Source organism: Aquabacter sp. (assembly GCF_965279295.1).
Taxonomy (GTDB): domain Bacteria; phylum Pseudomonadota; class Alphaproteobacteria; order Rhizobiales; family Xanthobacteraceae; genus Aquabacter.
The window spans coordinates 385,988-411,710 of record NZ_CBDIHQ010000013.1 but is presented as its reverse complement, the minus strand read 5'-3'; the positions used below and the strand labels follow the sequence as shown (position 1 = coordinate 411,710).

Annotated in this window: 24 protein-coding genes; 14 read left to right on the top strand and 10 right to left on the bottom strand. The window is 64.8% G+C overall.

All coding sequences use genetic code 11. The features are described 5' to 3' along the window. The first annotated feature begins 23 nt into the window (after positions 1-23). From ADADO0_RS08785 to ADADO0_RS08770, 4 genes are all read left to right on the top strand, one after another. On the top strand, positions 24-1,073 hold the full coding sequence (locus ADADO0_RS08785) for an amidohydrolase family protein (protein ID WP_511304744.1): 1,050 nt from the start codon (positions 24-26) through the stop codon (positions 1,071-1,073). A gap of 192 nt (positions 1,074-1,265) precedes the next feature. Further along, positions 1,266-1,913 carry a maleylacetoacetate isomerase gene (gene maiA, locus ADADO0_RS08780; RefSeq protein ID WP_511304743.1) on the top strand — a complete coding sequence of 216 codons (648 nt, stop codon included), beginning with the start codon at positions 1,266-1,268 and terminating at the stop codon, positions 1,911-1,913. Between the two features lie 194 nt (positions 1,914-2,107). Continuing rightward, positions 2,108-2,530: a hypothetical protein gene (locus tag ADADO0_RS08775; RefSeq protein WP_511304742.1), complete on the top strand. Its 423-nt coding sequence runs from the start codon at positions 2,108-2,110 to the stop codon at positions 2,528-2,530. Between the two features lie 146 nt (positions 2,531-2,676). Further along, the gene (locus ADADO0_RS08770; protein ID WP_511304741.1) at positions 2,677-3,084 is read left to right on the top strand and encodes a DUF1236 domain-containing protein; all 408 of its coding nucleotides are present in this window, start codon (positions 2,677-2,679) and stop codon (positions 3,082-3,084) included. Between the two features lie 242 nt (positions 3,085-3,326). Here the strand turns inward: ADADO0_RS08770 and ADADO0_RS08765 are convergent, their stop codons facing one another. Continuing rightward, a complete protein-coding gene (locus ADADO0_RS08765) occupies positions 3,327-4,103 on the bottom strand; it encodes a TetR/AcrR family transcriptional regulator (RefSeq protein WP_511304740.1) in 777 nt (258 codons plus the stop codon). 190 nt (positions 4,104-4,293) lie between these two features. Between ADADO0_RS08765 and ADADO0_RS08760 the strand changes: the two genes are divergently transcribed. The 3 genes from ADADO0_RS08760 (at position 4,294) to ADADO0_RS08750 (ending at position 7,479) form a co-directional block, all read left to right on the top strand. After that, the gene (locus ADADO0_RS08760) at positions 4,294-5,244 is read left to right on the top strand and encodes a cyclase family protein (protein WP_511304739.1); all 951 of its coding nucleotides are present in this window, start codon (positions 4,294-4,296) and stop codon (positions 5,242-5,244) included. A gap of 15 nt (positions 5,245-5,259) precedes the next feature. After that, positions 5,260-6,567: a histidinol dehydrogenase gene (gene hisD / locus ADADO0_RS08755; RefSeq protein WP_511304738.1), complete on the top strand. Its 1,308-nt coding sequence runs from the start codon at positions 5,260-5,262 to the stop codon at positions 6,565-6,567. Positions 6,568-6,714: 147 nt separating this feature from the next. Then, the gene (locus ADADO0_RS08750) at positions 6,715-7,479 is read left to right on the top strand and encodes an SDR family NAD(P)-dependent oxidoreductase (protein ID WP_511304737.1); all 765 of its coding nucleotides are present in this window, start codon (positions 6,715-6,717) and stop codon (positions 7,477-7,479) included. 77 nt (positions 7,480-7,556) lie between these two features. Here the strand turns inward: ADADO0_RS08750 and ADADO0_RS08745 are convergent, their stop codons facing one another. The 5 genes from ADADO0_RS08745 to ADADO0_RS08725 all read right to left on the bottom strand — a co-directional run bounded on the left by ADADO0_RS08745 (position 7,557) and on the right by ADADO0_RS08725 (position 12,095). Continuing rightward, positions 7,557-8,423, bottom strand: coding sequence for an ABC transporter permease (locus ADADO0_RS08745; protein WP_511304736.1), 867 nt, complete (start codon positions 8,421-8,423; stop codon positions 7,557-7,559). Continuing rightward, positions 8,420-9,175 carry an ABC transporter permease gene (locus ADADO0_RS08740; RefSeq protein ID WP_511304735.1) on the bottom strand — a complete coding sequence of 252 codons (756 nt, stop codon included), beginning with the start codon at positions 9,173-9,175 and terminating at the stop codon, positions 8,420-8,422. The genes ADADO0_RS08745 and ADADO0_RS08740 overlap by 4 nt, the downstream gene beginning before the upstream one ends. Beyond that, positions 9,175-9,996, bottom strand: coding sequence for an ABC transporter ATP-binding protein (locus ADADO0_RS08735; protein WP_511304734.1), 822 nt, complete (start codon positions 9,994-9,996; stop codon positions 9,175-9,177). The genes ADADO0_RS08740 and ADADO0_RS08735 overlap by 1 nt, the downstream gene beginning before the upstream one ends. Further along, positions 9,993-11,024 carry an ABC transporter substrate-binding protein gene (locus tag ADADO0_RS08730; protein WP_511304733.1) on the bottom strand — a complete coding sequence of 344 codons (1,032 nt, stop codon included), beginning with the start codon at positions 11,022-11,024 and terminating at the stop codon, positions 9,993-9,995. The genes ADADO0_RS08735 and ADADO0_RS08730 overlap by 4 nt, the downstream gene beginning before the upstream one ends. A 267-nt stretch (positions 11,025-11,291) precedes the next feature. Beyond that, positions 11,292-12,095: an FCD domain-containing protein gene (locus ADADO0_RS08725; protein ID WP_511304732.1), complete on the bottom strand. Its 804-nt coding sequence runs from the start codon at positions 12,093-12,095 to the stop codon at positions 11,292-11,294. 230 nt (positions 12,096-12,325) lie between these two features. Here ADADO0_RS08725 and ADADO0_RS08720 point away from each other — a divergent pair, with 230 nt between their 5' ends. Both ADADO0_RS08720 and ADADO0_RS08715 read left to right on the top strand, forming a co-directional pair. Further along, the gene (locus tag ADADO0_RS08720; protein ID WP_511304731.1) at positions 12,326-13,573 is read left to right on the top strand and encodes an LVIVD repeat-containing protein; all 1,248 of its coding nucleotides are present in this window, start codon (positions 12,326-12,328) and stop codon (positions 13,571-13,573) included. Between the two features lie 2 nt (positions 13,574-13,575). Continuing rightward, complete coding sequence (locus ADADO0_RS08715) at positions 13,576-14,649, top strand: CobW family GTP-binding protein (RefSeq protein WP_511304730.1); 1,074 nt, start codon at positions 13,576-13,578, stop codon at positions 14,647-14,649. An 8-nt stretch (positions 14,650-14,657) separates the two neighbouring features. Here the strand turns inward: ADADO0_RS08715 and ADADO0_RS08710 are convergent, their stop codons facing one another. Beyond that, positions 14,658-15,581: an alpha/beta fold hydrolase gene (locus ADADO0_RS08710; RefSeq protein ID WP_511304729.1), complete on the bottom strand. Its 924-nt coding sequence runs from the start codon at positions 15,579-15,581 to the stop codon at positions 14,658-14,660. 322 nt (positions 15,582-15,903) lie between these two features. Here ADADO0_RS08710 and ADADO0_RS08705 point away from each other — a divergent pair, with 322 nt between their 5' ends. After that, positions 15,904-17,136, top strand: coding sequence for an MFS transporter (locus tag ADADO0_RS08705; protein WP_511304728.1), 1,233 nt, complete (start codon positions 15,904-15,906; stop codon positions 17,134-17,136). Positions 17,137-17,148: 12 nt separating this feature from the next. On the opposite strand, the gene ADADO0_RS08700 is transcribed toward ADADO0_RS08705, so the two are convergent. Together ADADO0_RS08700 and ADADO0_RS08695 are read right to left on the bottom strand one after the other, a co-directional pair. Continuing rightward, positions 17,149-18,288 (bottom strand): DUF2778 domain-containing protein, encoded by a 1,140-nt coding sequence (locus tag ADADO0_RS08700; protein ID WP_511304727.1) that lies wholly within the window; start codon positions 18,286-18,288, stop codon positions 17,149-17,151. A 557-nt stretch (positions 18,289-18,845) separates the two neighbouring features. Then, entirely contained in the window at positions 18,846-20,168 is a 1,323-nt protein-coding gene (locus ADADO0_RS08695; protein WP_511304726.1) for an NAD(P)-dependent oxidoreductase, read from the bottom strand. Between ADADO0_RS08695 and ADADO0_RS08690 the strand changes: the two genes are divergently transcribed. From ADADO0_RS08690 to ADADO0_RS08680, 3 genes are read left to right on the top strand one after another with little or no spacing between them, the layout of a single operon-like run. Then, the gene (locus tag ADADO0_RS08690) at positions 20,098-20,634 is read left to right on the top strand and encodes a carboxymuconolactone decarboxylase family protein (protein WP_511304725.1); all 537 of its coding nucleotides are present in this window, start codon (positions 20,098-20,100) and stop codon (positions 20,632-20,634) included. The two genes, ADADO0_RS08695 and ADADO0_RS08690, sit on opposite strands and share 71 nt — an antisense overlap. 48 nt (positions 20,635-20,682) lie before the next feature. Continuing rightward, a complete protein-coding gene (locus ADADO0_RS08685; protein ID WP_511304724.1) occupies positions 20,683-21,150 on the top strand; it encodes a (2Fe-2S)-binding protein in 468 nt (155 codons plus the stop codon). Next, positions 21,147-23,267 carry a xanthine dehydrogenase family protein molybdopterin-binding subunit gene (locus ADADO0_RS08680; protein WP_511304723.1) on the top strand — a complete coding sequence of 707 codons (2,121 nt, stop codon included), beginning with the start codon at positions 21,147-21,149 and terminating at the stop codon, positions 23,265-23,267. The genes ADADO0_RS08685 and ADADO0_RS08680 overlap by 4 nt, the downstream gene beginning before the upstream one ends. 144 nt (positions 23,268-23,411) lie before the next feature. Here ADADO0_RS08680 and ettA read toward each other — a convergent pair whose 3' ends face one another. Further along, on the bottom strand, positions 23,412-25,067 hold the full coding sequence (ettA, locus tag ADADO0_RS08675) for an energy-dependent translational throttle protein EttA (RefSeq protein ID WP_511304722.1): 1,656 nt from the start codon (positions 25,065-25,067) through the stop codon (positions 23,412-23,414). A 123-nt stretch (positions 25,068-25,190) separates the two neighbouring features. Here ettA and ADADO0_RS08670 point away from each other — a divergent pair, with 123 nt between their 5' ends. Continuing rightward, complete coding sequence (locus tag ADADO0_RS08670) at positions 25,191-25,712, top strand: cupin domain-containing protein (protein ID WP_511304721.1); 522 nt, start codon at positions 25,191-25,193, stop codon at positions 25,710-25,712. The last annotated feature ends 11 nt before the right edge of the window (positions 25,713-25,723 follow it).

Sequence of the window (25,723 nt, the reverse complement as noted above, 5' to 3'; positions counted from 1 at the left end):
TGCCACTCTTCAGGAAGTCTCCCATGAGCGATATTTGGAACACCTACGGTCCCTCGGGTGCGCGCCGCCACGGCACCACGACGCGGCCCACGAGCCTGACCTTCGACATCCACTCGCATGTGGCGGTGCCCGCCGCGAACAAGATCGTGGAAGGCCATCTCGACATTTCGACCATCCCGCTGGCGCGTTTCGGCAGCCCGGAAACCAAGGCGCTGAACCAGAAGCAGGATCAGGACCGCACCTCGCGCATGATCCAGTATGACGAGCGCCTTGCGGATCTCGATGCCGCCGGCATCGACAAGCAGCTCATCATGTGCCCGCCTCCCCAGTGCTACACAACGGTGCGCGCCGATATCGCCGGCAAGGCGGCGCGGGTGGTGAATGACGGGCTCGCGGAATATGTAGCGGGTCGTCCCGATCGCTTCGTCAGCCTCGGTACCGTGCCGCTCCAGGATGGCCACATGGCCGCCGAGGAGCTGGAATACGTGATGAAGACCGGCCACAAGGGTGTGCAGATCCTCACCAACGTGCACGGCAAGGAGATTTCCGACCCTGAGTTCGCCCCGTTCTGGGCCAAGGCGGAAGAACTGGGCGCGGTGGTGTTGCTTCACCCCAACGGCTTCACCGAGGCGCAGCGCCTGTCGCGCTTCTATTTCAACAACATCATCGGCAATCCGTTCGAGACCACCCTCGCCATTCACTATCTAATCTTCGACGGCGTGATGGAGCGCCATCCCAACCTGAAGATCATCGGCGTGCACGGCGGCGGCTTCGTGGGCGCCTATTCCGCGCGCATGGACCACGCTTGGAACGCACGGTCCGACGTGAAGAAGATCCCGCACGCGCCGACCACCTACCTGAAGCGCATGTATCTCGACACGGTGGTGTTCTCGACCGAGCAGCTCGAAGCTCTCGTGCGCCTGATGGGACCCGACCATGTGGTGATGGGAACCGACTATCCCTACGACATGGCGGACAGCGACCCGGTCGGTCACGTCATGGAAACCGCGCTGGACGACGCCACCAAGGCGAAAATCTGCGGCGGCAACGCCAAGACGCTGCTCGGCCTCTGAGGCACTGCCCCAATCCCCCTGAAATCACTGCGTTCCCTCTCCCGCTTGCGGGGGAGGGTCAGGGAGGGGGAAATGGCGAGAAATGTGGGTGGAGAGCTTGTGTGAAGTCTCCCGCCCGCTCCCTAGCCCTCCCCCGCAAGCGGGGAGAGGGAGCCACCACGCAGATCGAGCATCCACGATCGGGAGAGCGCCATGACGCTTCGCATGTACGGTTTCTGGCGCTCCATCGCCTCGTTCCGGGTGCGGGTCGCGCTGAACCTCAAGGGTTTGCCCTATGAGGAGATGTCGGTCGATATTCTCCACGGCAACCAGTTCACCGCCGACTTCGACACCATCAACGCCGCCCATGCGGTGCCGGCGCTGGTCGAGGAGGACGGGCATATCCTGTTCCAGTCCCTCGCCATCCTGGAATATATCGACGAGACCTACCCCGAGCCGGCGCTGATGCCGCGTGATCCTCGCGATCGCGCCTATGCCCGTGCGCTGGCGCAGGTGACGGTCGCGGACACGCATCCCCTAATGGTGCCGCGCATCCGCAAGCATTTGGCCGAAACGTTCGGGGCAGATGAAGAGGCGATCAAGGCCTGGGTCGGTCATTGGATCGGCAAAGGCCTGGGCACCTATGAGCGCCTGCTCTCGCGCCGTCCTCCGGCCCCGTTCGCCCTTGGGGCCACCCCCGGCATTGCCGATATCTGCATCGCCGGCCACGCCATGAGCGCACAGATGTTCGGGCTCGATCTCTCCGCCACCCCTCATTTCAAGGCGCTGGCGGATCATTGCTTTGCCCGGCCGGAATTTTCCACCGCCCACGCCCTGAAGCAGGCAGGCGCGCCGAAATAGCTCCGGACGCCTTGGACACGCCGTGCGTTTCCGAATGCCGCATGCCGCTCACAGATCCCTCGGGCGCTGCCTCTGCCTCCCTGAAAGGGATCGCTGCATAATCGCGTGGCCCCATCCCGGGAGGCGGGAGAAGGCATAAGGCAACAGTCCGCGACGGTGGGGTCGGGGCTTCTCTGCGATATGAAGGCAATGGCGTGAAGGCAATTCTCAGCCATATTTGGTCCCTGCGAGGCTCGGTTCTGGCGTTCCTCGCCGCCGCCGGGCTCAGCGTCCTGTCGCTGGGCTACCTCTCCTTCATCCCCTATCTCGCGGCGTCCCCGATCCTCAGGCTGTTTTATCCGCCGATCTGGGAGGCCAAGGGACCGTGGCTTTGGCCGGTGCTGGTCGGCGCGGGCATTCTGTGGTCGTTCAGCTTTTTGGTCGCCGGCGGCTTCGACGCCTACCTCAAGGCAAAAGGCCGTGCTTCGGCTTTCCGCTGGGCGGTCTATCTCGCGGTTCTCTGGCTAGGTGCGATCGCTGCCTGGGGTTTTATGCTCCACACCAATGCCCCGCCCGACGGTTTCCGTACGTCCTACCAGCATGAACAGAGGCCGCCGGGCGCCTCGCGGGACACTTGATCCGTACATCGCCTGTGGTACGCCGAGCGCTCCGACACTTCTACAAGCATTCAATTCGGGAACATATCAACGCTCAAGTTGTTCTTCCGCTATTGTGCGGCTTCGAGACTTCTCTCTCAAGCTCACGGGCCAGGAGAACCATGTCCATGTTTAAGAAGCTTGTCCTCGCTGCCGCGATTATCGCAGTTCCCGGTATGGCGCTCGCCCAGAATGCACAGAGCGGTGCTGCCGCAGGCGCCACCACCGGGGTGATCGGTGGCGCGCTGGTTGGCGGTCCTGTAGGTGCCGTGGTTGGCGGCGTGGGTGGTGCTGTCGTGGGCGCCATCGTCGGCGACCAGAGCCCCCGATTCCAGACCTATGTGGTCGAGCAGCGCCGTCCGTCCTACTCTTATTCCGAGCCCGTCGTGGTCGGCGCGCAGCTCCCCCGGCAGGGCGTGACCTATTATGAAGTGCCCGCCGAATATGGCCAGACCAACTACCGCTACACGGTCGTGAACGACCGTACTGTTCTGGTCGACCCGCAGACCGGCCGAATCGTGCAGGTCATTCAGTGACCCTCTGAAATAGCCGCCCCGCCCCTCGGGCGCGGCTGAAATGTCTGAGATTGAAAGACACGCTCGCTCCGGGAGACTGGAGCGGGCGTTTTTCGGTCCTAAAGACTTGCCTCGCCCTGTGCCCCCCGCCCCTGGGCACGTAGGGCCACCTCGCCCCAGGGCGCAGTTATAACGTTCGGAACAAAGAAGAATCGTTTCGAGCGAGAAACAGATTCAAAACCAGCACCGTCTTCCCGGTTTCGTCAGCTGGAGGGCGTGGTCCTTTCCCCCGCCCGCTTCTCCAGCACGGCCTTGTAGCCGGCGAAGAAGACGTCCAGCGCCTGGGTAATCATGTCGGCTTTCGAGAGATGGACCGGTGTGCGGTAAACATAGCGGCGCACGCCGTAATAAAAGATGCCGCCCTGGAGTTCCCAGGTGATTTCCAGGTCGCGCGGATCGATTGCGTCCGCCGGCTCGATGCCGACCTCCCGCTTAAATTCCCGGATGATTCGCGCCAGGATGCGCTCCTCCACCAGCGCGAGATAACGCTCGTTGATGCTCACGCCCTTCAAGCCGGCGAAGAAGTAGATGCGCATCCACTGAGGGTTGAGAATGGTGTCGGTATATTCCTCATAGAAGATCTGGAGCCGGGCTCGCAGCGGGCGCGTGGTGTCGCTGAGTAGGGTGTCCCAGCCGGGGCGCCACTGGTCGAGATAGACCGCCTTGTAGATCTCTTGGATCAGAGCTTCCTTGTTGGGGAAATAGCGGTAGAGCAAAGGCTGGGTGGTGCCGAGATGGCGCGCCAGATCGCGGGTTCCGCCGTCGAAGCCCACCCGCGCGAAGTATTCGATGGATTTCGCCAGGATCTCCCGCCGCCGGTCCACCGCCGCGAGCCGGCGCTTCGGCGGCGCCTTGCTGGGTGCGGATTTCGCAGGCGACACCTTGGTCGGAGCGGCGACCTTGGCCGGAACCGAGACCTTGGCTGCTGCCTTCCCCGACGCCGGTGTCGAAGCTTTCCGGCTATCCGCCGTGCCGCTCATTCGTGCCCTCGCGTCTTGACCCATCCTGCAACTCATAAGCGACCATACAGCCCCCGGCGACACCAATGTTTGCGTTGGCGCAGCTTTCGATGTTGCAGGGCAGCAGGCATTTTGCACCGCACGTAAGCCCCCTTGCGCCCATTTCCCCATGTTGTATTTATCGATCGATAACAAAATCGGGAGACGCCCAATGAAAGTGAACCGCGCCGCAATCTATGAAGCTGCGGAGAAACTCTCCAACTGGGGCCGCTGGGGCGCCGACGATCAAATCGGCACGCTCAACAACGTTTCTCCCGAGGATGTGGTCAACGCTGGGAAGCTCATCAAGAAGGGCAAGGCGTTCGCGCTCGGCCTCTCGCTGAAGGAGCCGATCCAGTCCGGCCTGTTCGGCGGCCGCTGGAACCCGATCCACACCATGCTCGCCACCGGCACCGATGCGGTCGCCGGCGTCCAGGATACGCCCGCGCCTTTCCTGCGCTATGCGGACGATGCCATCAACATGCCGTGCCAGTCGTCCACCCAGTGGGATGCGCTGTGCCACATCTTCCTCGATGACAAGATGTACAACGGCTACGACGCCAAGCTCGTGGACGTGAAGGGTGCCAAGAAGCTCGGCATCGAGCATGTGCGCGACAAGATGGTGGGACGCGGCGTCCTGCTGGATGTCGCCCGCTTCAAGGGCGTCGCCTCACTCGACGACGGCTACGGCATCACCATTGCCGACCTGAAGGACACAGCAGCCGCGCAGCAGGTGGAGATCCGCAAGGGCGACTTCGTCATCGTCCGGACCGGCCACCAGGAACGCTGCCTCGCCAAGGGCGATTGGAGCGGATACGCTGGGGGCAATGCGCCGGGCTTCGCGTTCGAGACCGCTTACTGGATTCGCGAGACCGACATCGCCGCCATCTGCTCCGACACCTGGGGCTGCGAAGTCCGCCCGAACGAGACCGATGAGGCCAACCAGCCCTGGCACTGGGTCGTCATCCCCGCCATCGGCATCTCCATGGGCGAGATCTTCTACCTGAAGGAACTGGCCGAGGACTGCGACGCGGACAAGGTCTACGAATTCTTCTTCACCGCTCCGCCGCTGCACCTGCCCGGCGCTGCCGGTTCGCCCATCAATCCGCAGGCCATCAAGTAGCCGGAGGACATGCCAATGGCTGAGTTTCTGAAGCGCGGCCGAGACGCCGCAGCGCGCGCCGAGGACCAGGCGAAGGTCCGCGCCACGGTGGAAGGCATACTTGCCGACATCGAGGCGCGGGGCGATGCCGCCGTGCGCGAACTTTCGATCAAGTTCGACGGCTGGGACCGGGAGGATTACCGCCTCACCGAGCAGGAAATCGAAGCCTGCCTTGCCCAGCTCACCAAGCGCGACCTGGAGGATATTCGGTTCGCGCAGAGCCAGGTGCGCAACTTCGCGCAGCACCAGCGCGACTCGATGAAGGACATCGAGGTGGAGACGCTGCCGGGCATTGTTCTTGGGCACAAGAATATCCCAGTCAATTCCGTCGGCTGCTACGTGCCGGGCGGCAAGTATCCGTTGCTCGCCTCGGCTCATATGTCGGTCATCACCGCCAAGGTGGCGGGGGTAAAGCGCATCATCACCTGCGCCCCGCCGTTCCACGGCCAGCCGGCGCCCGCCATTGTCGCCGCGCAGCACCTTGCCGGCGCCGACGTGATCTATTGCCTGGGCGGCATCCAGGCAGTCGGCGCCATGGCGATCGGCACGCAGTCCATCGAAGCGGTGGATATGCTCGTCGGCCCCGGCAACGCCTTCGTGGCGGAAGCCAAGCGCCAGCTTTACGGGCGTGTCGGCATCGATCTGTTCGCCGGCCCCACCGAAACTCTGGTGATCGCCGACGAGAGTGTCGATGGCGAACTCTGCGCCACCGATCTGCTCGGCCAAGCCGAGCATGGCCCCAACTCCCCCGCCATCCTTCTCACCAATTCGCAGAAGCTGGCGCGCGAGACCATGGCCGAGATCGAGCGGCTGCTCACCATTCTCCCCACCGCCGAGATCGCCCGCAAGGCGTGGGAGGATTATGGCGAGGTGATCGTCTGCGACAGCTATGAGGAGATGGTTCTGGAAGCAGACCGCATCGCCTCCGAGCATGTCCAGGTGATGACGCGCGATCCCGACTATTTCCTCAACAACATGACCAATTACGGTGCGCTGTTCCTCGGCCCGCGCACCAATGTGTCGTTCGGCGACAAGGTGATCGGCACCAACCACACGCTGCCGACGCTGAAGTCGGCGCGCTACACCGGCGGTTTGTGGGTGGGCAAGTTCCTGAAAACCTGCACCTACCAGCGCGTGCTTACCGACGCGGCCTCGGCCATGATCGGCGAATATTGCTCGCGCCTGTGCATGCTCGAAGGCTTCGCCGGCCACGCTGAACAGGCCAACATCCGCGTGCGGCGCTACGGGGGGCGGAACATCCCCTACGCCACGGCGGCAGAATGAGCATCCCGCTTCCTCCGGGGTGACCTGACTGGGGCTCGTGCTTGCGCGAGCCCCTTTTTCTTTTTCAAATCCACCGTCGCCGTTATGCCCGCACCCTCTCAGATCACGCGCGGCACGACGCCAAAGATCAAAGAAAAGGAGAGCGGCATGGATCTGCCGAAGACGCCAAGCTTCAACCTTTCCGGCAAGCGCGCCCTCGTCACGGGCGCGGGTCGGGGCATCGGCCTTGCGGCGGCTGCCGCGCTCGCCCAGGCGGGCGCCCATGTGACGCTGGCTGCCCGCACGCTGGATGAAGTGGAAGCCGCTTCCGCCGCGCTGCGCGCCGAAGGCGGGAAGGCCGGGGCGCTTTCGCTCGATGTCACCGACCTGCCGCGCATGAGCGAGGTGCTCGATGCCACCGAGCCGTTCGACATCCTGGTGAACAATGCCGGCACCAACCGCCCGAGCGCGTTCCTTGATGTGAAGATCGAGGATTTCGACGCCGTCATGGGCATCAATGTGCGTGCCGCCTATTTCGTCGCACAGACTGTGGCGCGTGGCATGGTGAAGGCCGGCAAGGGTGGGTCCATCATCCACATTTCCTCGCAGATGGGGCATGTGGGCAGCGCCCGGCGCTCGATCTATTGCGCCTCGAAATGGGCGATGGAGGGCTTCTCCAAGGCCATGGCCATCGAGCTAGCGCCCCATAAAGTACGGGTGAACACCCTGGCGCCAACGTTCGTGCAGACACCCATGACCCGGCCATTCTTCGAGGACGAGAAATTCCGCAACAGCGTGCTCTCCATGATCAAGCTCGGCCGCATCGGCGAAGTGGAGGATTTGATGGGCGCCATCGTCTTCCTGGCGGGCGATGCGTCCGCGCTGATGACCGGATCATCCCTCGTGGTGGATGGCGGCTGGACGGCCGAATAGACGCGCGCATTACCAAAAGAAAACCCCCGGGGTGCTGCCCTGGGGGTTTTTGTTTGCCGTCATTCAGTGCGGGCGTTTCAGTGGCGCGCCTCGGTGTGCCAAGAGAGCAGATAGGCGCGCAGGCGTTCCACACCCTTGACCACCACGGCCCCGAGCAGCGCGATTTCCACGATCCCTGCGAATACGCCGACGGAATCCGCGAACCGCCCGGCCGCCATCATGCTGCCGCCGATGCCCGGCCCGCCCATCAGCATTTCCGTCACCACCGTGGTGATCAGTCCGACCGGGACGGCGATCTGGATGCCGGTCATGATCTGCGGCAAAGCCATTGGGAGGACGACTTCCCGCAGCACCTGGTTCTCGGTTGCGCCGAAGGAGCGGGCCGACCAGATCACCCATTTGTCCACCCCAAGCGTGCCGGCATAGGTGGCGGACACCACGGGGAAGAAGCAGGAAAACGAGATCATCACGATCTTGGACGTGTCGAAGATGCCGAACCACAGGATGAAGATCGGCAAAAACGAGATCTTCGGCATGGGAAAGCCAATGGAGATCAGCGGATCGAAGAACCACCGCACCGTCGCGTTCCGCGCCATCAGCACCCCGAGCGGAATGGCGACGGCGACGCCGATGATGAAGCCGGCACCGGCGCGGTAGAGCGTCAGGCCGAGGTCGGCAAAGACCTTGCCGGCCACGACGTTATTGAAGATGCGCTCGACGATGGCGGAGAAGCGCGGCAGCAGGAAGGGATGGACCAGGCCCATCCGCGTCACCGTCTCCCAGGCGATCAGCAGCACGGCGATGACCAGAAACTGGATCATCGTGTCGCCGGTCAGCCGGCGATAGACGGCGCGCCATGCGGTGGCCAGCGGCGAGCCGGGATTGGGTGCGGTATGGCCCGTGGTTGCCGGCGCGGGCATAGGGGGCGAGACGGTCCGGTTCATGGCTCCCTCCAGCGCAGTTGATAGCGCACGAACGCCCCATAGAGGCGGTCGGCGGTAAAGCCCACGGCGGCGACCACCAGAATGACCGCGAACATGGAGGCATAGGCGCCGCCGTCGCCGAGTTGGCTGATGAGATAGCCGAAGCCGTCCTTGGCGATGACGAACTCCGACGACACCATGAGGATGAAGGCAAAAGCCAGCGCGGTGCGGATGCCGTTCAGGATTTCCGGCATGGCGGCGGGCAGGGTGATCTGCACCAGCGTCGAGGCGGCGGAGGCGCCAAGGCTGCGGGCCGACCAGAGGAGGAACGGGTTCACGCCGCGTGCGCCATTGTAGGACGAGATGATCACCGGAAGCAGGCAGCCGATGAAGATCAGAACGATCTTGGACATATCGCCAAGGCCGAACCAGATCATCATGACAGGGATCAACGCCGATTTCGGCATGGGATAGAAGATCTGGACGATGGGGTTCACCAGCAGCCGCACCGGCCGGAAGCTTGCCATGAGCAGGCCGGCGGCCGAGCCGATGGTCACGGCGAGTGCGAAGCCCAGTGTCGCGCGATACAGTGAACGGGCGCCGTGCTGGATGATCTCGCCGTCCTTGATCAGCTCCCAAAGGGCGGACGCCACCGCCTTCACGTCGGGCAGAAGCTGATTGGCGAGCGGCCCGGTGGTCGCCAGCAGCTCCCATATGGCAAGGCAGATCAGCAGCGGCGTATAGCGCCAGATCGTGTTGAGGACGCTGCCCATCAGTGGGCTCCCCGCGTCGCCGCCACGGCCTGGTCGCGCACGAGGCCCCAGATGTGCTCGCCGATCTCGACGAACTCCGGCCGCTTCATCACTTCCTCGCCGCCGGAGCGGTCGATGGCGACGTCGAGCACATGCTGGATGCGGCCCGGCCGCGCGCTCATGATCGAGATGCGATCGGCGAGGAATACCGCCTCGTGCACGTCGTGGGTAACGAACACCACGGTCTTGCGGGTGCGCTCGAAGATCGAGCGCAATTCTTCCTGCATTACGCGCCGGGTCTGCGCGTCGAGCGCGCCGAACGGCTCATCCATGAGCAGGATTTCGGGGTCCACCGCTAAGGTGCGGGCGATGGCGGCGCGCTGCTGCATGCCGCCGGAGAGCTGGGAGGGATAGGCGTTCTCGAAGCCCGTGAGATGCACGAGATCGATGAAGTGCTTGGCCTTCTCGAGCCGTTCCTTCTTCGGCAGGCCGAGCTTTTCGAGGCCATAGAGCGTGTTCTGGAGCACCGTCTTCCAGGGAAACAGGGCGAAGTTCTGGAACACGATGCCCCGCTCGGGGGAGGGTCCTGTGACCTTGCCGCGCGCGGTCTCGATGACGCCGTGCTGCACCGGAATGAAGCCGCCGATGAGGTAGAGCAACGTGCTCTTGCCGCAGCCCGATGGGCCCAGCAGGCAGTGGAACTCGTTGTCGCGGATATGCAGGTTGATATGGTCCAGGGCGGTCACGCCGCCCTGGCCATTGCGACCGCCATATTGGTGGACGACATCGCGGATTTCGATGCCCTCCGCCGCCGGGACGGTTGCGCGCGGGGATGCGCTCATTGGCTCTTGCCCTCGTTCGCCTGAACCCGCTTCTTGGCTTCCTCGATGAACGTCAGGTCGACATATTTGGGGGCCACCGCGAAAGCTGCGGGCAGCGCGCCGGCCTTTACCGAGGCGTCCACCATGGTCTGGATGTTCGCAACATTGGGCACCAGGTAGGGATCACGGAAATAATCCTCCTTGGTGAACATGTAGCCGAAGTTCTCCGGCGGCTGCTTCATGAACTTGCCGATGATCTCGCTGCCGGCCTGCTTGTTCTTCGGGTCCATGAACCAGCGCATGGCGGTGACATGGTCCTCGAAGAAATCCAGAACCGCCTGCTTGTTCTTCTGGATGAAGTCGTTGCGCGCCGCCAGGAACACCAGTTCGGAGGGGCCTACAGCGTCCGAGACCGAGAATATCTTGCGGAACTTGCCGCTCTTGATGAGCTGCCCATACATCGGCTGGAGCACGGGGCCGGCGTCCACTTTGCCTTCCTCGATCATGGCGGGGATGTTCGGGAACGCCACTTCGATGGAGGTGTAGTCCCGCTTATCGACCAGGCCCTTGTTCAGCAGCATCACCCGCATGCCGGTGTCGGAGGCGGAGCCGATGGCGTTGGTGGCGATGCGCTTGCCCTTGAGGTCCTCGACGGTCTTGATGGGCGAATCCGCCTTCACAAGGATGGAGTCGGAATGGGAGCCGTCCACGCCATCCTGGATGATATCCGCGACCACCTTGACGTCGAGACCGGCGTTTGTCGCTGCCAGCGCGAGGGCGGTGGCCGAGAAAGCCGCCATGTCGATCTCGCCGGCCGCCATGGCGGTGATCTGCGGGGTGGAGCCGCGGAACAGAATGGGCTCGACCACATAGGTCTTGCCGTAATGCTTCAGGATCGAGGGATTGGAATAGAGCACCGGGATCATGTGCCCGGGCATGGTGGACCAGCCGATGCGGATCTTCACCGGTTCCGCGAAGGCGGAGCTTGCCGCGACCAATCCTGAAACGATGAGACCAAGGCGAGCCAATCGCCCGAGAAACGTCCTCATGGTGTCCTCCCTTTAGGGTTCGCCGCCGTGGACCGGCGGTCGAATACGCGTGGGCGAACCGGAGGCGACGCCGCTTCAGCCGGTTCGTCGATCTTAGGTCTTGAGAGCGTCTGGCGTTTGCGCTCTGCAGGATGTTAGAAATTATGCTCAGTGTTCTGTGATTATCTTCGTGTTCTGAATTTCCGCTGTCAACCGCATTAATAAGCGATCGATCATTAGCTTGCTCCAAAACCTGTCGGCCATCCTCAGGCAGGATTCATAAAACCCTTACGCGCGCTTGCGATTGGCGAAGCTTTCCATCTGCTCCGTCACATTGACGAGACTGCCCTCATAATGGGTCTTGAGGATTGCGACGGCATCATCCGCCCGCCGCTCCAGGGCCGCCTCGGCCAAGGTGCGGTGCTGGCTGCGTACCGCATCGAACAGAGAATAGGATTGTGCCATGCGCAGCACCGTGAAGCGGCGGTACCGCTGGAACTGGTCGGAAAGCGTGGCGCAGAAATGCAGCAGCCAGCGCGACCCGCAGGCGGCGATCAGGCTGGTGTGGAAACGGTCGTGGCGCTTTTCCCATTCGTCGATCGAGGCGTCATCGTCGAAGGACGTCGGCAGGGGACTGCGTTCCAGGCGGTGCATGGCGACCAGGATTTCGTCCTCCCAATCCTCCCCGCCGCGCTCGATGGATTCGCGCAGCGCCCGGCATGACAGGTCTATGCGCAGCCCGCAGAGATCCTTCAGGTCTCCCAGCGACAAGGGCGCGGCCATGAAGCCGCGCTGTCCCTCGAAAGCGACGAGCTGTTCGGAAGCGAGCCGTACCAAGGCTTCGCGCAGGGGGCCGATGCCCACCTTGTAGCGCGCGCTGAGTTGGCGGAACGGCAACCGCGTGCCCGGTGCGATACGGCCGGCGATCAGGTCCGAGCGCAGTTTGGTGTAGGCGCCTTCCCCGATGGTCTTTGCATCCACCTTGGTTTCCGCCTTGAGGTCCATGTCCATCGCCATCGGCGGCTCGACCAGAGCCATAACGGGGGCGGGCGCTTTGCGGGCGCTTGGGGCCTTGCCTTTCGCGCGCTCCATGGAGGCTCCGTAGGGTATCGCCGCGCCTGATCAGCGCGGCCGAGATTGGCACATTATCGCTGAATGTACCTTTTTCGAGGGCCCCGTCAAAAATTTCGTACAAACCACTCTTGATAGAACGCTCGCGACTTGAGAGAAGTCGCTTCCGGGGAGATCGGGCTCGGCCCGATATTTTACGCAACGCAAGCCCGCCGGCGGTCCCGAAGAGACCCCGACAGATAGGATCGAGCATGCTGACGACCCAGGGACCTAATCTGGCCGAAGAACAGGGCGCCATCCGTAACTTCAAGCTCATCGCTCGTCACGAGATGGGCGGCTTTGGCGGCATGGGCGAAGGCATGTCGATCCAGATCGCCAAGGATGGCCGCCGTATCCTCTGGCTTGCGCATGAAAGCGCGCCAAAGAATTTCACCGGCATCGACGTTACCGACCCCAAAAACCCCCGCATGGTGGTGCAGACCGACCTGCCCCAGGCCCACATGCGCTCGAATTCGCTGGAAGTGACCGGCGATATCATGGCTGTGGCCTACCAGACCCAGAAGTTCGGCCTGAAGCCCGCAGGCATGGAGCTATTTGACATTTCGGTGCCGGAAAACCCGCGCTCGATCTCATTCCTGGATTGCTCGGGGCCGACTTCGCGCGGCGTCCACCAGCTTTGGTTCTGTGACGGCGAATATGTGCACATGGCGGCCGGCGCCCCGGACTTTACGGCGCGCAACCCCAAGGACGACCAGTTCTACCGCATCATCGATGTGAAGAACCCGTCCAAGCCTGAGGAAGTCGGCCGCTGGTGGCTGCCCGGCACCCGCGAGGGCGACACCGACGCGCCCCCCGTGCGCCACGCGCCGGATCAGGATTTCGGCTTCCGCGCCCATAACACCAACGTTTATCCCCAGCGCCCGGACCGCTGCTATCTCGGCTATCTCGACGCCGGCATGTTCATCATGGACATCTCGGACAAGAGCCGCCCGAAGCCGATTTCGCGCTGGGACAATTCCCCGCCCTATTGGGGTTTCACCCACACCGTGCTGCCGCTGTTCGATCGCGGCCTGATCGTGGTGACGGACGAATCCGTGCTCGACGACGGGGCCGACTGGCCGAAGATGATCTGGATTCTCGATGGTCGCGAAGAGACCAATCCAATCCCGATCTCCACCTGCCCCCCAGTGCAGCGCGATGCCTATGTCGGCCGGGGCGGGCGCGTCGGCGCTCATAACCTTCACGAGAACCTGCCGCTGCCCACCTCCTGGTTCTCCGATCAGGTCATCATCGGTACCTTCTTCAACGGTGGCCTGCGGGCTTACGATATCTCCAATCCGTACCAACCTGTTGAAATCGCACATTTCGTACCCCCCGCCCCCAAGCTGTCGCCGGTCGGCGCGGTGCAGATCAACGACGTGTTCGTGGACGAGCGCGGCATCGTCTATACCGTCGATCGCCACACCGGCGGCCTCTACATCCTGGAAATGGACTTCTGAGGATGAACAATCCGGCCGTTCTGTTCGGCGCCGGCCAGTTCGGCCGTCGCCTGCGTCGGCCGGGCGCTGGGCGTGTCCCCGTCACGGTGGTGACGGGGTTCCTGGGCGCAGGAAAGACCACGCTGATCCGCGCCGCTTTGGCTCAGCCGGGGGCGGCGCGGACCGCCGTGATCGTCAATGAATTCGGCGAGGCCGGCATCGACGATGTGCTGCTGCGCACCTCCTCGCAGGAGGTGGCGCTGATCGGCAACGGCTGCATCTGCTGCGCCGCCAAGAACGATCTCCACCGGGCGCTGCGCAATCTTGCGGCCGAGCAGGAGACCGGAGCGGTGCCGCCGTTCGAGCGGGTTTTGGTTGAAACATCAGGGGTTTCCGAGCCGGGGCCGATCCTGCAAAGCTTCACCAACGACCGAACGGTCTTCACCCATTACGCCCTCGAAGGGCTGGTAACGGTGGTGGATGCGGCGCTGGCTCTGGGCACCGAAGAGAGCGCCGGCGGCACCTGGACCGAGCAGGTGGTTCTGGCGGACCGGCTGATCCTGTCGAAAACCGACATCGCCACGACCACCATGGCGGACGAGGTGCGCGGGCGGCTTGCCGCGCTCAATCCCGAGGCCATTCAGGCCGATGCCCGGGAGGTCCTGGCTGATCCGGCCTTCCTGTTCGGAAGGGGCGAGCGCGAGCGGTCCGCCTTCGTCTGCGCGCCCCGCCCGGCGGCCGGCGATGCCGCATATGAGACCTTCACCCTCACCTTCGACGCGCCATTCGAGTGGCCGCTGTTCGCTCGGGCGATGGATGCGCTGGCCGCGTTGCGGGGCGCAGACCTGTTGCGCGTCAAGGGTTTCGTTAACGTGGTGGGCTGTTCCGGGCCGGTTGTGGTGCATGCGGTTCAGCACCTCTTGGCCCAGCCGGAGGAACTGATGAACTGGCCCACCGAGGAGCGGAGCACGCGGCTGGTTTTCATCACCCGCGGCCTCAGGCGCGCGCCGGTCGAGGCGCTGTTTCTGGCATTGCTGGGGCTGGCGGCGAAGGACGAGGCCGTGCCGCGCGCGCTGCTGCGTCACGGCCAGGTCTGAGCCTCCGTTCAGGCGTAGCCGTCGAGGAACGGAAGGATCGCATTGAGCGAGGCTTCCGGGGCTTCTTCGGGCACGTAATGGCCGCAGCCGGGGATGCTGACGGTTGTCACATCCCGCGCCACCAGCTTCATCTGGTCGCCCACACGCTCGCCCAATCCAATCGCGCCGCCGATCGCAAGTACCGGCATTTCCAGCATAATTTTCTTCCGCTCGGTGTTGAGGGCGATGTTGGTATCGACGCAGCGGTAGAGTTCGAAGGAGGCGCGCAGGGCGTTGCGGCTGGCCTTGATGGGGGCGATGTAGATGGCGGCGGTCTCGGCGGAAATGCTCTGCGGCGTCGCGGCTTTGGCGGTGAACTGGTCGCCGAAATAGATCTCTTCCCGGCCTTCCACCATGCGTTCGTTGAGGCCGTCCAGGCGGTTGAAGGCGAAGTGCCAGAGCCGCTTGTTGAGCGCCGCCTCGCCGAGCAACGGCGGGGAGGGCAGGACGCCGGGCACGTTCGCGTCCATCACCGCGAGGCGGGCGACGCGCTGGGGATGATCGGCCGCCATGGCGTAGCCGATCCACATGCCGACATCGTGGCCGACCACCGCGAAACGCTCATGTCCCAGGGCGGCCATAACCCCCACTAAGTCATTGGCAAGTATGGCAGTATCGTAACCGGACTGCGGCTTGTCGGACAGCCCGAGACCGCGCGGTTCGGCCACCACGAGGCTGTAATGCTCGGCCAGTGCCGGCATCATGAAACGCCAGACATACCAGGTCTGGGGCCAGCCGCTGATGAGCAAAAGCGGGGGGCCTTTGCCGCCGGTGACGGCATGAATGGAGATGTCGCCGACCGGAATCCGGCGGCTTTCAAAGCGGGTCCAGAAGTCGTCCGGCAGTCCGGGCAAGGCTTTGGGGTCGGAGGCGAGGTCACCACTGATGCTCAAAACGCCCTCCCGGACGGTTGCTCTATCCCCTTCGGGGACTTTCCTTGAAGGTCCATATCTTGCAGATATTGCCAGGAGAGAAAAGTCGATTTCGCTCTCGCCAACAGGTTGATCGACACGGGATGGCGCATGGCTCAACCGATAGATCGGCGTTTACGTCTATTGTCGAAGTCCAGAGTGGCGGGCATTAATCCCGAGCCATCCTCGTCCGACTTCGCCCCGCGCGGTGTCCTCCTGCTTCGCCCCTGAGGCTCGTGCCCTTGCCCCTCTGCATATCCGCGTGCGGCTCACTGCTCGCCTCTCGTTGCCGCCGGCGTCAGCCGTGAGCGGTACCGACCGGAAAATGCCCCACGGCGGGGATGAGGAGCGCGTGGGTCTGTTCGGGCTGTTGGCCGAGACCCTCCTGGTTCAGGTGATGGGCACCACCTCGGTTCTGGTCATTCCCGCCCTCGCCCCCTTGATCGCACCGGACCTTGGAATGCCCACCAGCGCGGTGGGCTATCAGATCGCTTTGGTCTATCTCGCCGCCATGACCGCCTCGATCCTGGCGGGTGGGCTGGTGACGCGGTTCGGCCCGGTGCGGGTGGGGCAGGTGGCCATGCTGCTGGCCGGGGCGGGCTGCGCGCTGGCGAGCCTCGCCGAGGTCTGGACGGTCGTGCTGGGGAGCCTCGTCACCGGCTTCTCCTATGGCCTCATCAATCCGGCGGCGTCCGAACTGCTGATGCGCCATGCGCCGCAGCGGCGGCGCAATCTGATCTTCTCGTTCAAGCAGACCGGGGTGCCGCTCGGCGGCATGGTGGCGGGGCTGATCGGCCCGCCGATCGCGCTGGCCTTCAACTGGCACGCGGCGCTGCTCTCGGTGAGCGGCGCCTGCCTGCTGCTGGCGGCGATGTCGCAGTTCGGCCGATCAAAGCTCGATGCCCACCGCACCCGCGGGCGGCTCCATCTGTTCTCCATGTCGGCGATCCGCCTGGTGGCCTCGCGCCCGGCGCTGCGCTGGCTGTCGCTCTCCTCCTTCTTCTTCTCGTCGATGCAATTGTGCGCCATCACCTTCATTGTCGTGCTGCTGGTGGAGGATCTCGGCTTCTCGCTGGTTCAGGCCGGGGCGCTGCTGGCGGCGGTGCAGATGGGCGGCGCGGTCGGCCGCGTGCTGTGGGGGCAGGTGGCGGATATGGTGGGAGACGGGCTCGTCGTCCTGCTCGGCCTGGCTCTTGCCATGGCGGCCTCGGCGTTTGCGCTGTCGTTCGCGCAGCCGGATTGGCCGCTGCCCCTCACCTCGGCGATCCTGCTGGTGCTGGGGCTGACGGCGGTGGGCTGGAACGGGGTCTATCTCTCCGAGGTCGCCCGCCAGGCGCCGCCGGGTGCGGTGAGCGCCGTCACCGGCGCCTCCATGTTCCTGACCTTCACCGGCGTGGTCTTCGGCCCGGTGATTTTCTCACACATCCACGACCGTGTCGGAAGCTATGTGGGAAGCTACGGCTTCCTGGTCGCCCTCGCCTTGTGCGGCGGGCTGATGATCTTGTTCAACAAGCTAACGCCCCGCGCCCAACGCTGAGGTCGAAAGGTCTCAGCGTGTGGTGCCAGCGTTTCCGGCGAGCCAGGACAGGAGCGGATTGGCGGTGGAGGGCGGCGGGTTCGCCAGGCTCGCCACCACGATCAGGCGCGTGACCTCGCCCTTCTTATAGGCGGCGAGGAAGGTGTCATAATCCTTGAACGAGACGCAGCCGTTGGAATCCCCGCGCGATCCCATCATGTAGGGATGGGTGAGGAAGCCGTTGCGGCCGTACATCTTGCTGTCGCCCACCGGCTTCATCCGCAGCGCCTCGACGCCGTGGAAGCGCGATTCGCGCATGGTCAGGTCGTAGATATTGGGCGGCGTCGGCCCGCGCATGGGCACGGCGACATGGCGGATATCGTCGAACATGTCGCCATAGCCGGAGTGGGCTTCCAGCCGCTCGCCGCTCGGCATGTAGACCACCTGGGCCTTGATGTCATAGATGGCGTAGCGGTCGCCCGGTCCGGGAAGGGCCACGTCCTTCTTCTGGTCCGGGGTCGGCTCGACGGTGGCGGGGGCCGGCTGCTGGTCCATCGGCGGGAGAGCAGCAAGCTGTTCACGCCCCTGGAGCAGCGGATTGCGCAGCGGCATGGGCACCGCCGCGATCTGCGTATCCGGGTCGAGCATCGCCAGCGGAATGCCTTGTCCGCGCTGCGCCAGCAAGGGGTTGGCCTGCGGCATGGGCACGGCGCGCAGCGTCTCGATCCTCTGCACCGGTGCGGGCATGGCCGCAGGACCTGACGGCAGCGCCGCGACCGCAACCGAGGGCCAGGCGATCTGCGGGGTGGGATCGAACAGCCAGCCGGGGGTGTAGGCGATCGCGCCGGAGGGGCGGAAATTCTCGATGTCGGTCACGGTGTCGGCGTCGGCACTCAGCTGTGCCGCGCGCGCCGCGAGGATCTTTTCGTCGAGCATGTCGTCAGCGGAGAGCGGATCGAGCGGCCGGGACACATCGCTGCGGGCACTGGTCGCCGCGCCATTGCCATTGCCGTGGCCCATCCAGCCACCGGCCCAGGCGACCACGACGGCTGCGCTGGCCACTCCGGCGAAGCCCACAAGGGCCACGCCCACGGTGCGCAGGTACGGCCGGTTGTTCGACGCGAGGGGAGCCTCGTATGAGTCGAATTCGTCGATCCAGGCCGTATCGGTCATGGTCCTCACTGCTCGAACATGTGGCGCGCGGGCAAACTCAAGCCCCAATCGCCTTGCACCGGTCTGACACCGGGAAACAAATGCCGTTCGTAGGACAATCTCGCGACAATCCTGCAATGCTCGTGTCTGGGTGACGATCTCCCGCCCCCCGGTCACAGGCCCCGGCAGCGCACGACGCTAGCGGAGTTTGGTAACCGTTTCCTTGCCGACCCCTGTCAAACAGGGAACCAAGGCGAGAATATGTAACCCTTACAGTTAGGAAGGGGCAAGCGTGGCCTTGGTATTAGGGACGGACGGGTTATCGTGACGCCGAGGTCACGCCGGTTTTGACGGCGCGAGATCAGGTTTTTGAGCTGAGCCAATCCCCTCCGATACGGAGGGAATCACATGGCCATAATTTGCAACGGTCCCGAGGAGAGGTGAAACCACCCGGCCGCCGCCCGCAATCACCTGCGACAGCCCTAAGAAAACGGCGCGATCTGCGTTTCTCAGGGCTCTCGCAAGTGGAGAAGGAATTGGTTGGAGAAGGAATTGGCCCGGCGCCCTAAGGCGAGGCGTCATCCCTTCTTCTGGGTCATTTCCTTCAGCACCGCATAAAGCGCCGCCGTGTCGTCGGCATCGCGGCCGGCGGCGAGGGCGGCGACATAGAACGGCACGCTCGCCGCCATCAGCGGGGTCGGCGTGCGGATGTCGCGGGCGAATTCGGTGATGAGTGTCAGGTCCTTCATGTAGACGTCCATCTTCATGGTCGCCGGCTGATACCGCTCCTCGATCATCATCGGCCCGCGCACCTCGAACATGCGCGAATTGCCGGCGCCGTCGCGGATCGCGTCGAACACCATGTTGAGGTCGAGGCCGGACTGCTCGGCCATGAGCAGCGCCTCGGCGGTGGCGAGGTTGTGGATCGTCACCAGCAGGTTGGCCACGAACTTCAGCTTGATGCCGGCGCCGAACTCGCCGACGTAGCGGGTGTTGCGGGCGAAACCGTCGAACACCGGGCGGATGCGGGTGGCGGCCGCCTCGTCGCCCGAGGCATAGACCACCAGATCGCGCACCGCCGCCTGGGCGCCGGTGCCGGACACCGGGCAATCGAGCACCGGGGCGCCCTTGGGTTCAAAAAGCTTCAGCACATAATCCTTGGCGTACATGGGCAGGGTGCCCATCTCGCACACCACGGTGCCCGCGCGGATCGAATGGACCATGCCGTCTTCGCCGCCGCAGGCCGACTTCAGCGCATCCACCGAGGCGAGCGCGATCAGGATCACATCGGATTTGGCCGCCAGGTCCTTGGGCGTGGCGGCGACTTCGCCACCCACGTCGGTCAGCGCCTTCAGCGGCGCTTCGGCCACGTCGAAGCCGATGACGTGGAAACCTGCATCGCGCAGGTTGCGCGCATAGGACAGGCCCATGATACCGAGGCCGACGACGCCGACCGTGGGGCGTTCCGCAGTGCCGCTCATGATTGTCTCCTCCGCCCTTCGCGTCGTCGTGTGCGCGTTCCGGGCACTCGTTGATGAGTTGTGGCGGGGCTTAGCCCTCCCCTCCGGCCATAATTGACAAGTCGGAGCCGAGCAAGAATTATCAATCGATAAACAGAAAAAAACCACGCGCCGGTGGCCTTCGGGAAACGACCGATCTGCAAAGCGCGCTTCGGAATGGACCGTGGGGGCAGGACAAAACGTGTGAGGACAAGACGTGTCCCGCGACCTATCTCTATGCCCGGTGCCGGGGATCGCTTCCGCGCCAAAATCTACCGCCGCACAGGCGGTCAATAGCGCCGGCACGGCGCGCCCTCGGGAGGACGTCAGCGTGACCAAACGCTTTAAGGAATTGGACCCCGCCAAGCTCAACCCGGCGCAGAAGACCGTGTTCGACGCCATCGCCTCGGGTCCGCGCAAGAGCGTGCCCTATATCTACCATCTGCTGCTGGGCAGCGCGGAACTGGCGGAGAAGTCCCAGGCGCTGGGCGTGTTCTGCCGCTATGGCACCGAGTTCACCCCGCGTCTGTCGGAACTCGCCATCCTCGTGGTGGCCCGCCACTGGGACGCGACCTACGAATGGTCGGTGCATGTGCACGAGGCCCGCAAGGCGGGGTTGCCGGAGACCATCATCCAGGCCCTGGAGAGGGACCAGGTTCCGGTGTTCGAGGATGCCGACGACGCCCTGGTTTACCGCTTCGCCAGCACCTACTTCGCCCAGAACGACGTGCCCGACGCGCTGTTCGCCGAGGCACAGGCGCGGTTCGGCGAGAAGGCAGTGGTCGAATTGGCCGGGCTTCTGGGCTATTACTCCATGCTTGCCATCTGCCTGCGCATCTATCGTGTGCCGCCGCAGGGCGAGGCGTGAGAGCGCGCACGGTTCGTGCGGCCATCCAAACCGGGTCCAGGAGTATCCATGGCGCTTGAGATCGCATTTCATGTGAACGGCGCGGCGAAATCCGTGCTGGCGGACGAGGCCGCGCCACTGATTCATGTGCTGCGCAATATCCTCGAACTCAAGGCGACACGGTTCGGCTGCGGCGAGGAGCAGTGCGGCGCCTGCATGGTGCTGATCGACGGCACGCCATCCTATTCCTGCACCCTGCCGGCCGGCGATGTCGCGGGCCGCCGGGTGGAAACCGCCGAATGCATTCCGGCCCATCCGCTCTATGACGCTTTCCTCGCCGAACAGGCCGGACAGTGTGGCTATTGCCTCTCCGGCATCCTGATGTCCGCCAAGGCGCTGTTGGACCGGACCCACACGCCCTCGCGCGAAGACGTGGTGACCGCTCTCGACCCCCATCTGTGCCGCTGCGGCGCCCACGAGCGCATCATCCGCGCCGTCGAGCGCGCCGCCGCCACCTTGCGTGGAGACGCAGCATGATCGCCGCCGCACTCTCCATGAGCCTCACCGACAATCCCCGCATCGACCAGTGGATCGGCTTCTCCGAACCCGGCGCGGTCGCGGTGCGCACCGGCAAGGTGGAACTGGGCCAGGGCCTGCTGACGGCCCTGATGCAGATTGCCGCCGACGAACTGGACGTGAGCATCGCCCGCATTCGGCTCACCTCGGGCGATACCGAGATGACCCCGGACGAGGGCTACACGGCCGGTAGCCGGTCGGTGGAATTGTCCGGCGGCGCGATCCGTCTGGTGTGCGCCGAAGTCCGCACCCAGATGCTCGCGGCCGCCGCCGCGCGGCTCGGCTGCGATGCCGAAGACCTTTCAATCCACGATGGCGCGGTCCTGAAGGACGGCGCGGCCACGGGGCTCGATTACTGGGTGCTGGCGGGCGAACTCGATCTGACCCGCATCGCCAGCGGCACGGCGCGCCCCAAGGCGGTGTCTGACCTGCGCATCGTCGGCGCGGCGGTTCAGCGCCTCGATCTGCCGGAGAAGATCGGCGGCGCGCCTTTCATCCAGGATATTTCGCCCGCTGACGTGCTGCATGCCCGCGTCCTGCATCGGCCGCGCCGGGGCGCCCAGCTCATCGAACTGGACGAGGCGGCCGCGCTGCGTGCCGGCGGCGGCGCCGTTTCCTTCCATCGCTCCGGCGATGCGGTCGCGGTGACCGGCGATGACGAGGCGCAGGTGCTCGCCGCCTTCCAGAAGCTGCGCGAACGTGCGCGCTGGGACGGCGGCGCCGACCTTCAGCCGACCGACAGCGAAGCCATCACGCTTCTGGATCGGCCGGCCGCGCCGGACCGGGTGGTGGAGCGCGGGACGATGGTCGCCGCCAATGCCGCGCGGCGCGTGGAATCCACCTTTTCCAAGCCCTATATCGCCCACGGCTCCATCGCCCCCTCGTGCGGTCTCGCGCGCTTCGCAGACGGCCGGATGACGGTGTGGACCCACTCCCAGGGGGTGTTCTTCCTGCGCGGCTCGATCGCCCGGGCGCTCTCCCTGGCGCCGGAGGCGGTGCATGTGATCCACCACCAGGGCGCGGGCTGCTACGGCCACAACGGCGCGGACGACGCCGCGTTCGACGCCGCGTTCGTGGCACAGGCGTATCCTGGACGCACCGTCCGGGTCCTGTGGACGCGCGAGGATGAGTTGGGCGTCTCCCCGTTCGGAGCCGCCATGGTGGTGCGCGTCAGCGCGGACCTCGATGCCGACGCGCGGCCGATCGACTGGACCATCAACATCTGGAGCCCCACCCATGTCCAGCGGCCCGGTGCCAATGGCGGGGTCAATCTCCTGACCGCCCTGGCGCTGGAGCACCCTTCGGCCGAGCCGCCGCCCGCCGACCTGCCGGATGCGGCCGGCGGCGGCGCCTCCCGCAACGCCTTCCTGCTCTACGACCTGCCGCACCAGAAGCTGGTGCACCACTTTATTCCCCAGGCGCCGGTGCGCACCTCATCCATGCGCGGGCTCGGCGCCTTCGCCAATGTGTTCGCGCTGGAAAGCTTCATGGACGAGCTGGCGGAAGAAGCCGGCGTCGACCCTGTCGCCTACCGCCTGTCGCTGATGTCCGATCCGCGCGCCCGCGCCGTGATCGAGGCGGCGGCGGAGATGTCGGAGTGGAGCGAGGAGCCGCCGGAGGGCTTCGCGCGCGGCTTCGCCTTCAGCCGCTACAAGAATTTCGCCGCCTACCTCGCCATGGTGGTGGAGTTGTCCGTCGAGGAGGAGGTGCGCGTCTCGCGCGTCTGGTGTGCGGTGGATGGCGGGCTCGTCATCAACCCGGACGGCGCCCGCAACCAGATCGAGGGCGGCATCATCCAGGCGATCTCCTGGACCCTCAAGGAGCAGGTGACGTTCGAGGATGGGGCGGTGTCGTCCAACACCTGGGAAACCTACCCGATCCTGCGCTTCTCCGAGGTTCCGCGCATCGAGACCCGGCTGATCGGCGATCCCAACAATCCGCCTCTCGGCATGGGCGAGGTGTCGCAAGGCCCCACAGCGGCGGCCATCGGCAACGGCGTGACCCGCGCCCTGGGCGCGCGCCTGCGCCATCTGCCGCTGACCCGCGACCGCATCATGGCGGCGCTGCTGGAGGGCTAAGCCCGCGGCACACGCAGCCTTTTCCCTCCCGGCCCTCCCCCGCAAGCGACCTTTGCGGGGGGCGAAACCGGGACGGCCCGGTTTTATTTCGAGCAGAGATCAGGCCGACAGGCGATAGGCGGGCGCCGTGGCGCCCGCCTGAGGTCAGCGGCCGAACTTCTTGTAGTGGATGCGCTTGGGGATGATCGAATCGATGCCCAGGCGGCGCTTCTTGTCTTCTTCATAGTCGGCGAAGTTGCCCTCGAACCATTCCACATGGCTCTCGCCCTCGAAGGCGAGCATGTGGGTGGCGATGCGATCCAGGAAGAAGCGATCATGGGAGATGATGACGGCGCAGCCGGCATAATCTTCCAGCGCCTCTTCCAAGGCGCGCAGGGTGTCGACGTCGAGATCGTTGGTCGGTTCGTCGAGCAGCAGCACGTTGCCGCCGCGCTGGAGCGTGCGCGCCAGATGAACCCGGTTGCGCTCACCGCCGGAGAGCATGCCCACCTTCTTCTGCTGGTCGCCGCCCTTGAAGTTGAAGGCCGCGCAATAGGCGCGCGAGGGGATTTCCTTCTTGCCGACGTAGATCACCTCGTTGCCGCCGGAGATTTCCTCCCAGACGGTCTTCTTGTCATCAAGCGCATCGCGGCTCTGATCGACATAGCCGAGCTGCACCGATTCGCCGATGGTGATGGAGCCGGCGTCGGGCTTCTCCTGACCGGTGATCATCCGGAACAGCGTGGTCTTGCCCGCGCCGTTCGGCCCGATGACGCCGACGATGCCGCCCGGCGGCAGCTTGAAGGAGAGATCCTCGATCAGCATGCGGTCGCCGAACGATTTGCTGAGATTGTCGAAGGCGATGACGTTCTGGCCCAGGCGCTCCGCCACCGGAATGACGATCTGGGTCGCCGAGGGCATGCGCTCGGAGGCCTTCTGCAGCAGGTCCTCGTAGCGCTGGATGCGCGCCTTGCTCTTGGCCTGGCGGGCGCGGGGCGAGGTGCCCATCCATTCCTGCTCGCGGGCGAGCGCGCGCTGGCGCGCCTCGTCCTCGCGGCCCTCCTGGTGGAGGCGCTTCTGCTTCTGGCCGAGCCAGGCGGAATAATTGCCCTCGTAGGGAATGCCGCGGCCGCGATCCAGCTCCAGGATCCAGCCGGTCACATTGTCCAGGAAGTAGCGGTCATGGGTGACGATCAGGATCGCGCCGGGATAGGCGCGCAGATGGCCTTCCAGCCAAGCGGTGGTTTCGGCGTCGAGATGGTTGGTGGGCTCGTCGAGCAGCAGCAGTTCAGGCTTTTCCAGCAGCAGGCGGCACAGCGCGACGCGGCGGCGCTCACCGCCGGAGAGCTTGGCGACCTCGGCATCGTCCGCCGGGCAGCGCAGCGCGTCCATCGCCTGGTCGACCTTGCTGTCCAGATCCCAGAGGCCCTGGGCCTCGATCTGGTCCTGAAGCTCGGTCATCTCGTCCGCGGTCTCGTCCGAATAATTCATGGCGAGTTCGTTGTAGCGGTCGAGGATCGCCTTCTGCTTGGCGACGCCCACCATGACGTTCTCGCGCACGTTCTTGGTGGCATCGAGATGCGGCTCCTGGGCGAGATACCCCACCCGCACGCCTTCGGCGGGGCGCGCCTCGCCGGAGAAGTCCTTGTCCATGCCGGCCATGATCTTCAGCAGCGTGGACTTGCCCGCGCCGTTGTTGCCAAGCACGCCGATCTTAGCATCGGGGTAGAAGGAGAGGTGGACGTTCTCCAGCACCTTCTTGCCGCCGGGATAGGCCTTGGTGAGGCCGTGCATGTGGTAGGCATACTGATAGGCAGCCATGGGAGGTGCGGCTCCGAAAGAGGATGCAGGAAAGTTGCCGCTGTTCTAGCCTCACGCCTCGAAGCGGGCAAGCAAAGCGAACGGGTGGGCAAACCCGACGGTTCGCGCTGAGGAGAAACGGCCATGGGCGATAAGCACGATCACGATCACGATCATCCGCATGACCACGACCACGGCCATGACCACGGGCATCCGCACGACTGGCGCGACACCGGCGTGAAGGTGATCCCCGGCGACCAGCTCGATCCCAACACCGCCCAGACCCCCGGCATGAGCCGCGCCGCCGCCATCAACAAGGCGCGGGCCGGAGCGGAAAAGATCTGGGCCGGCACGGTGCACATCCACCCCGATGCCAAGACCGGCGCGCACCACCACGGCGACCTGGAAAGCGTGATCTACGTGCTGAAGGGCAAGGCCCGCATGCGCTGGGGCGAGCATCTGGAATATACCGCCGAGGCGGGGCCGGGCGACTTCATCTTCATCCCGCCCTACGTGCCCCACCAGGAAATCAACGCCTCGCCCGACGACATGCTGGAATGCGTGGTGATCCGCTCGGGCCAGGACCCGGTGGTGGTCAATCTCGACATCGCGCCGGTGGAGACCCCCTCCGAGGTGAAATGGATCGACCCCATCCACAGGGCCTGAGGGCGCGGTTG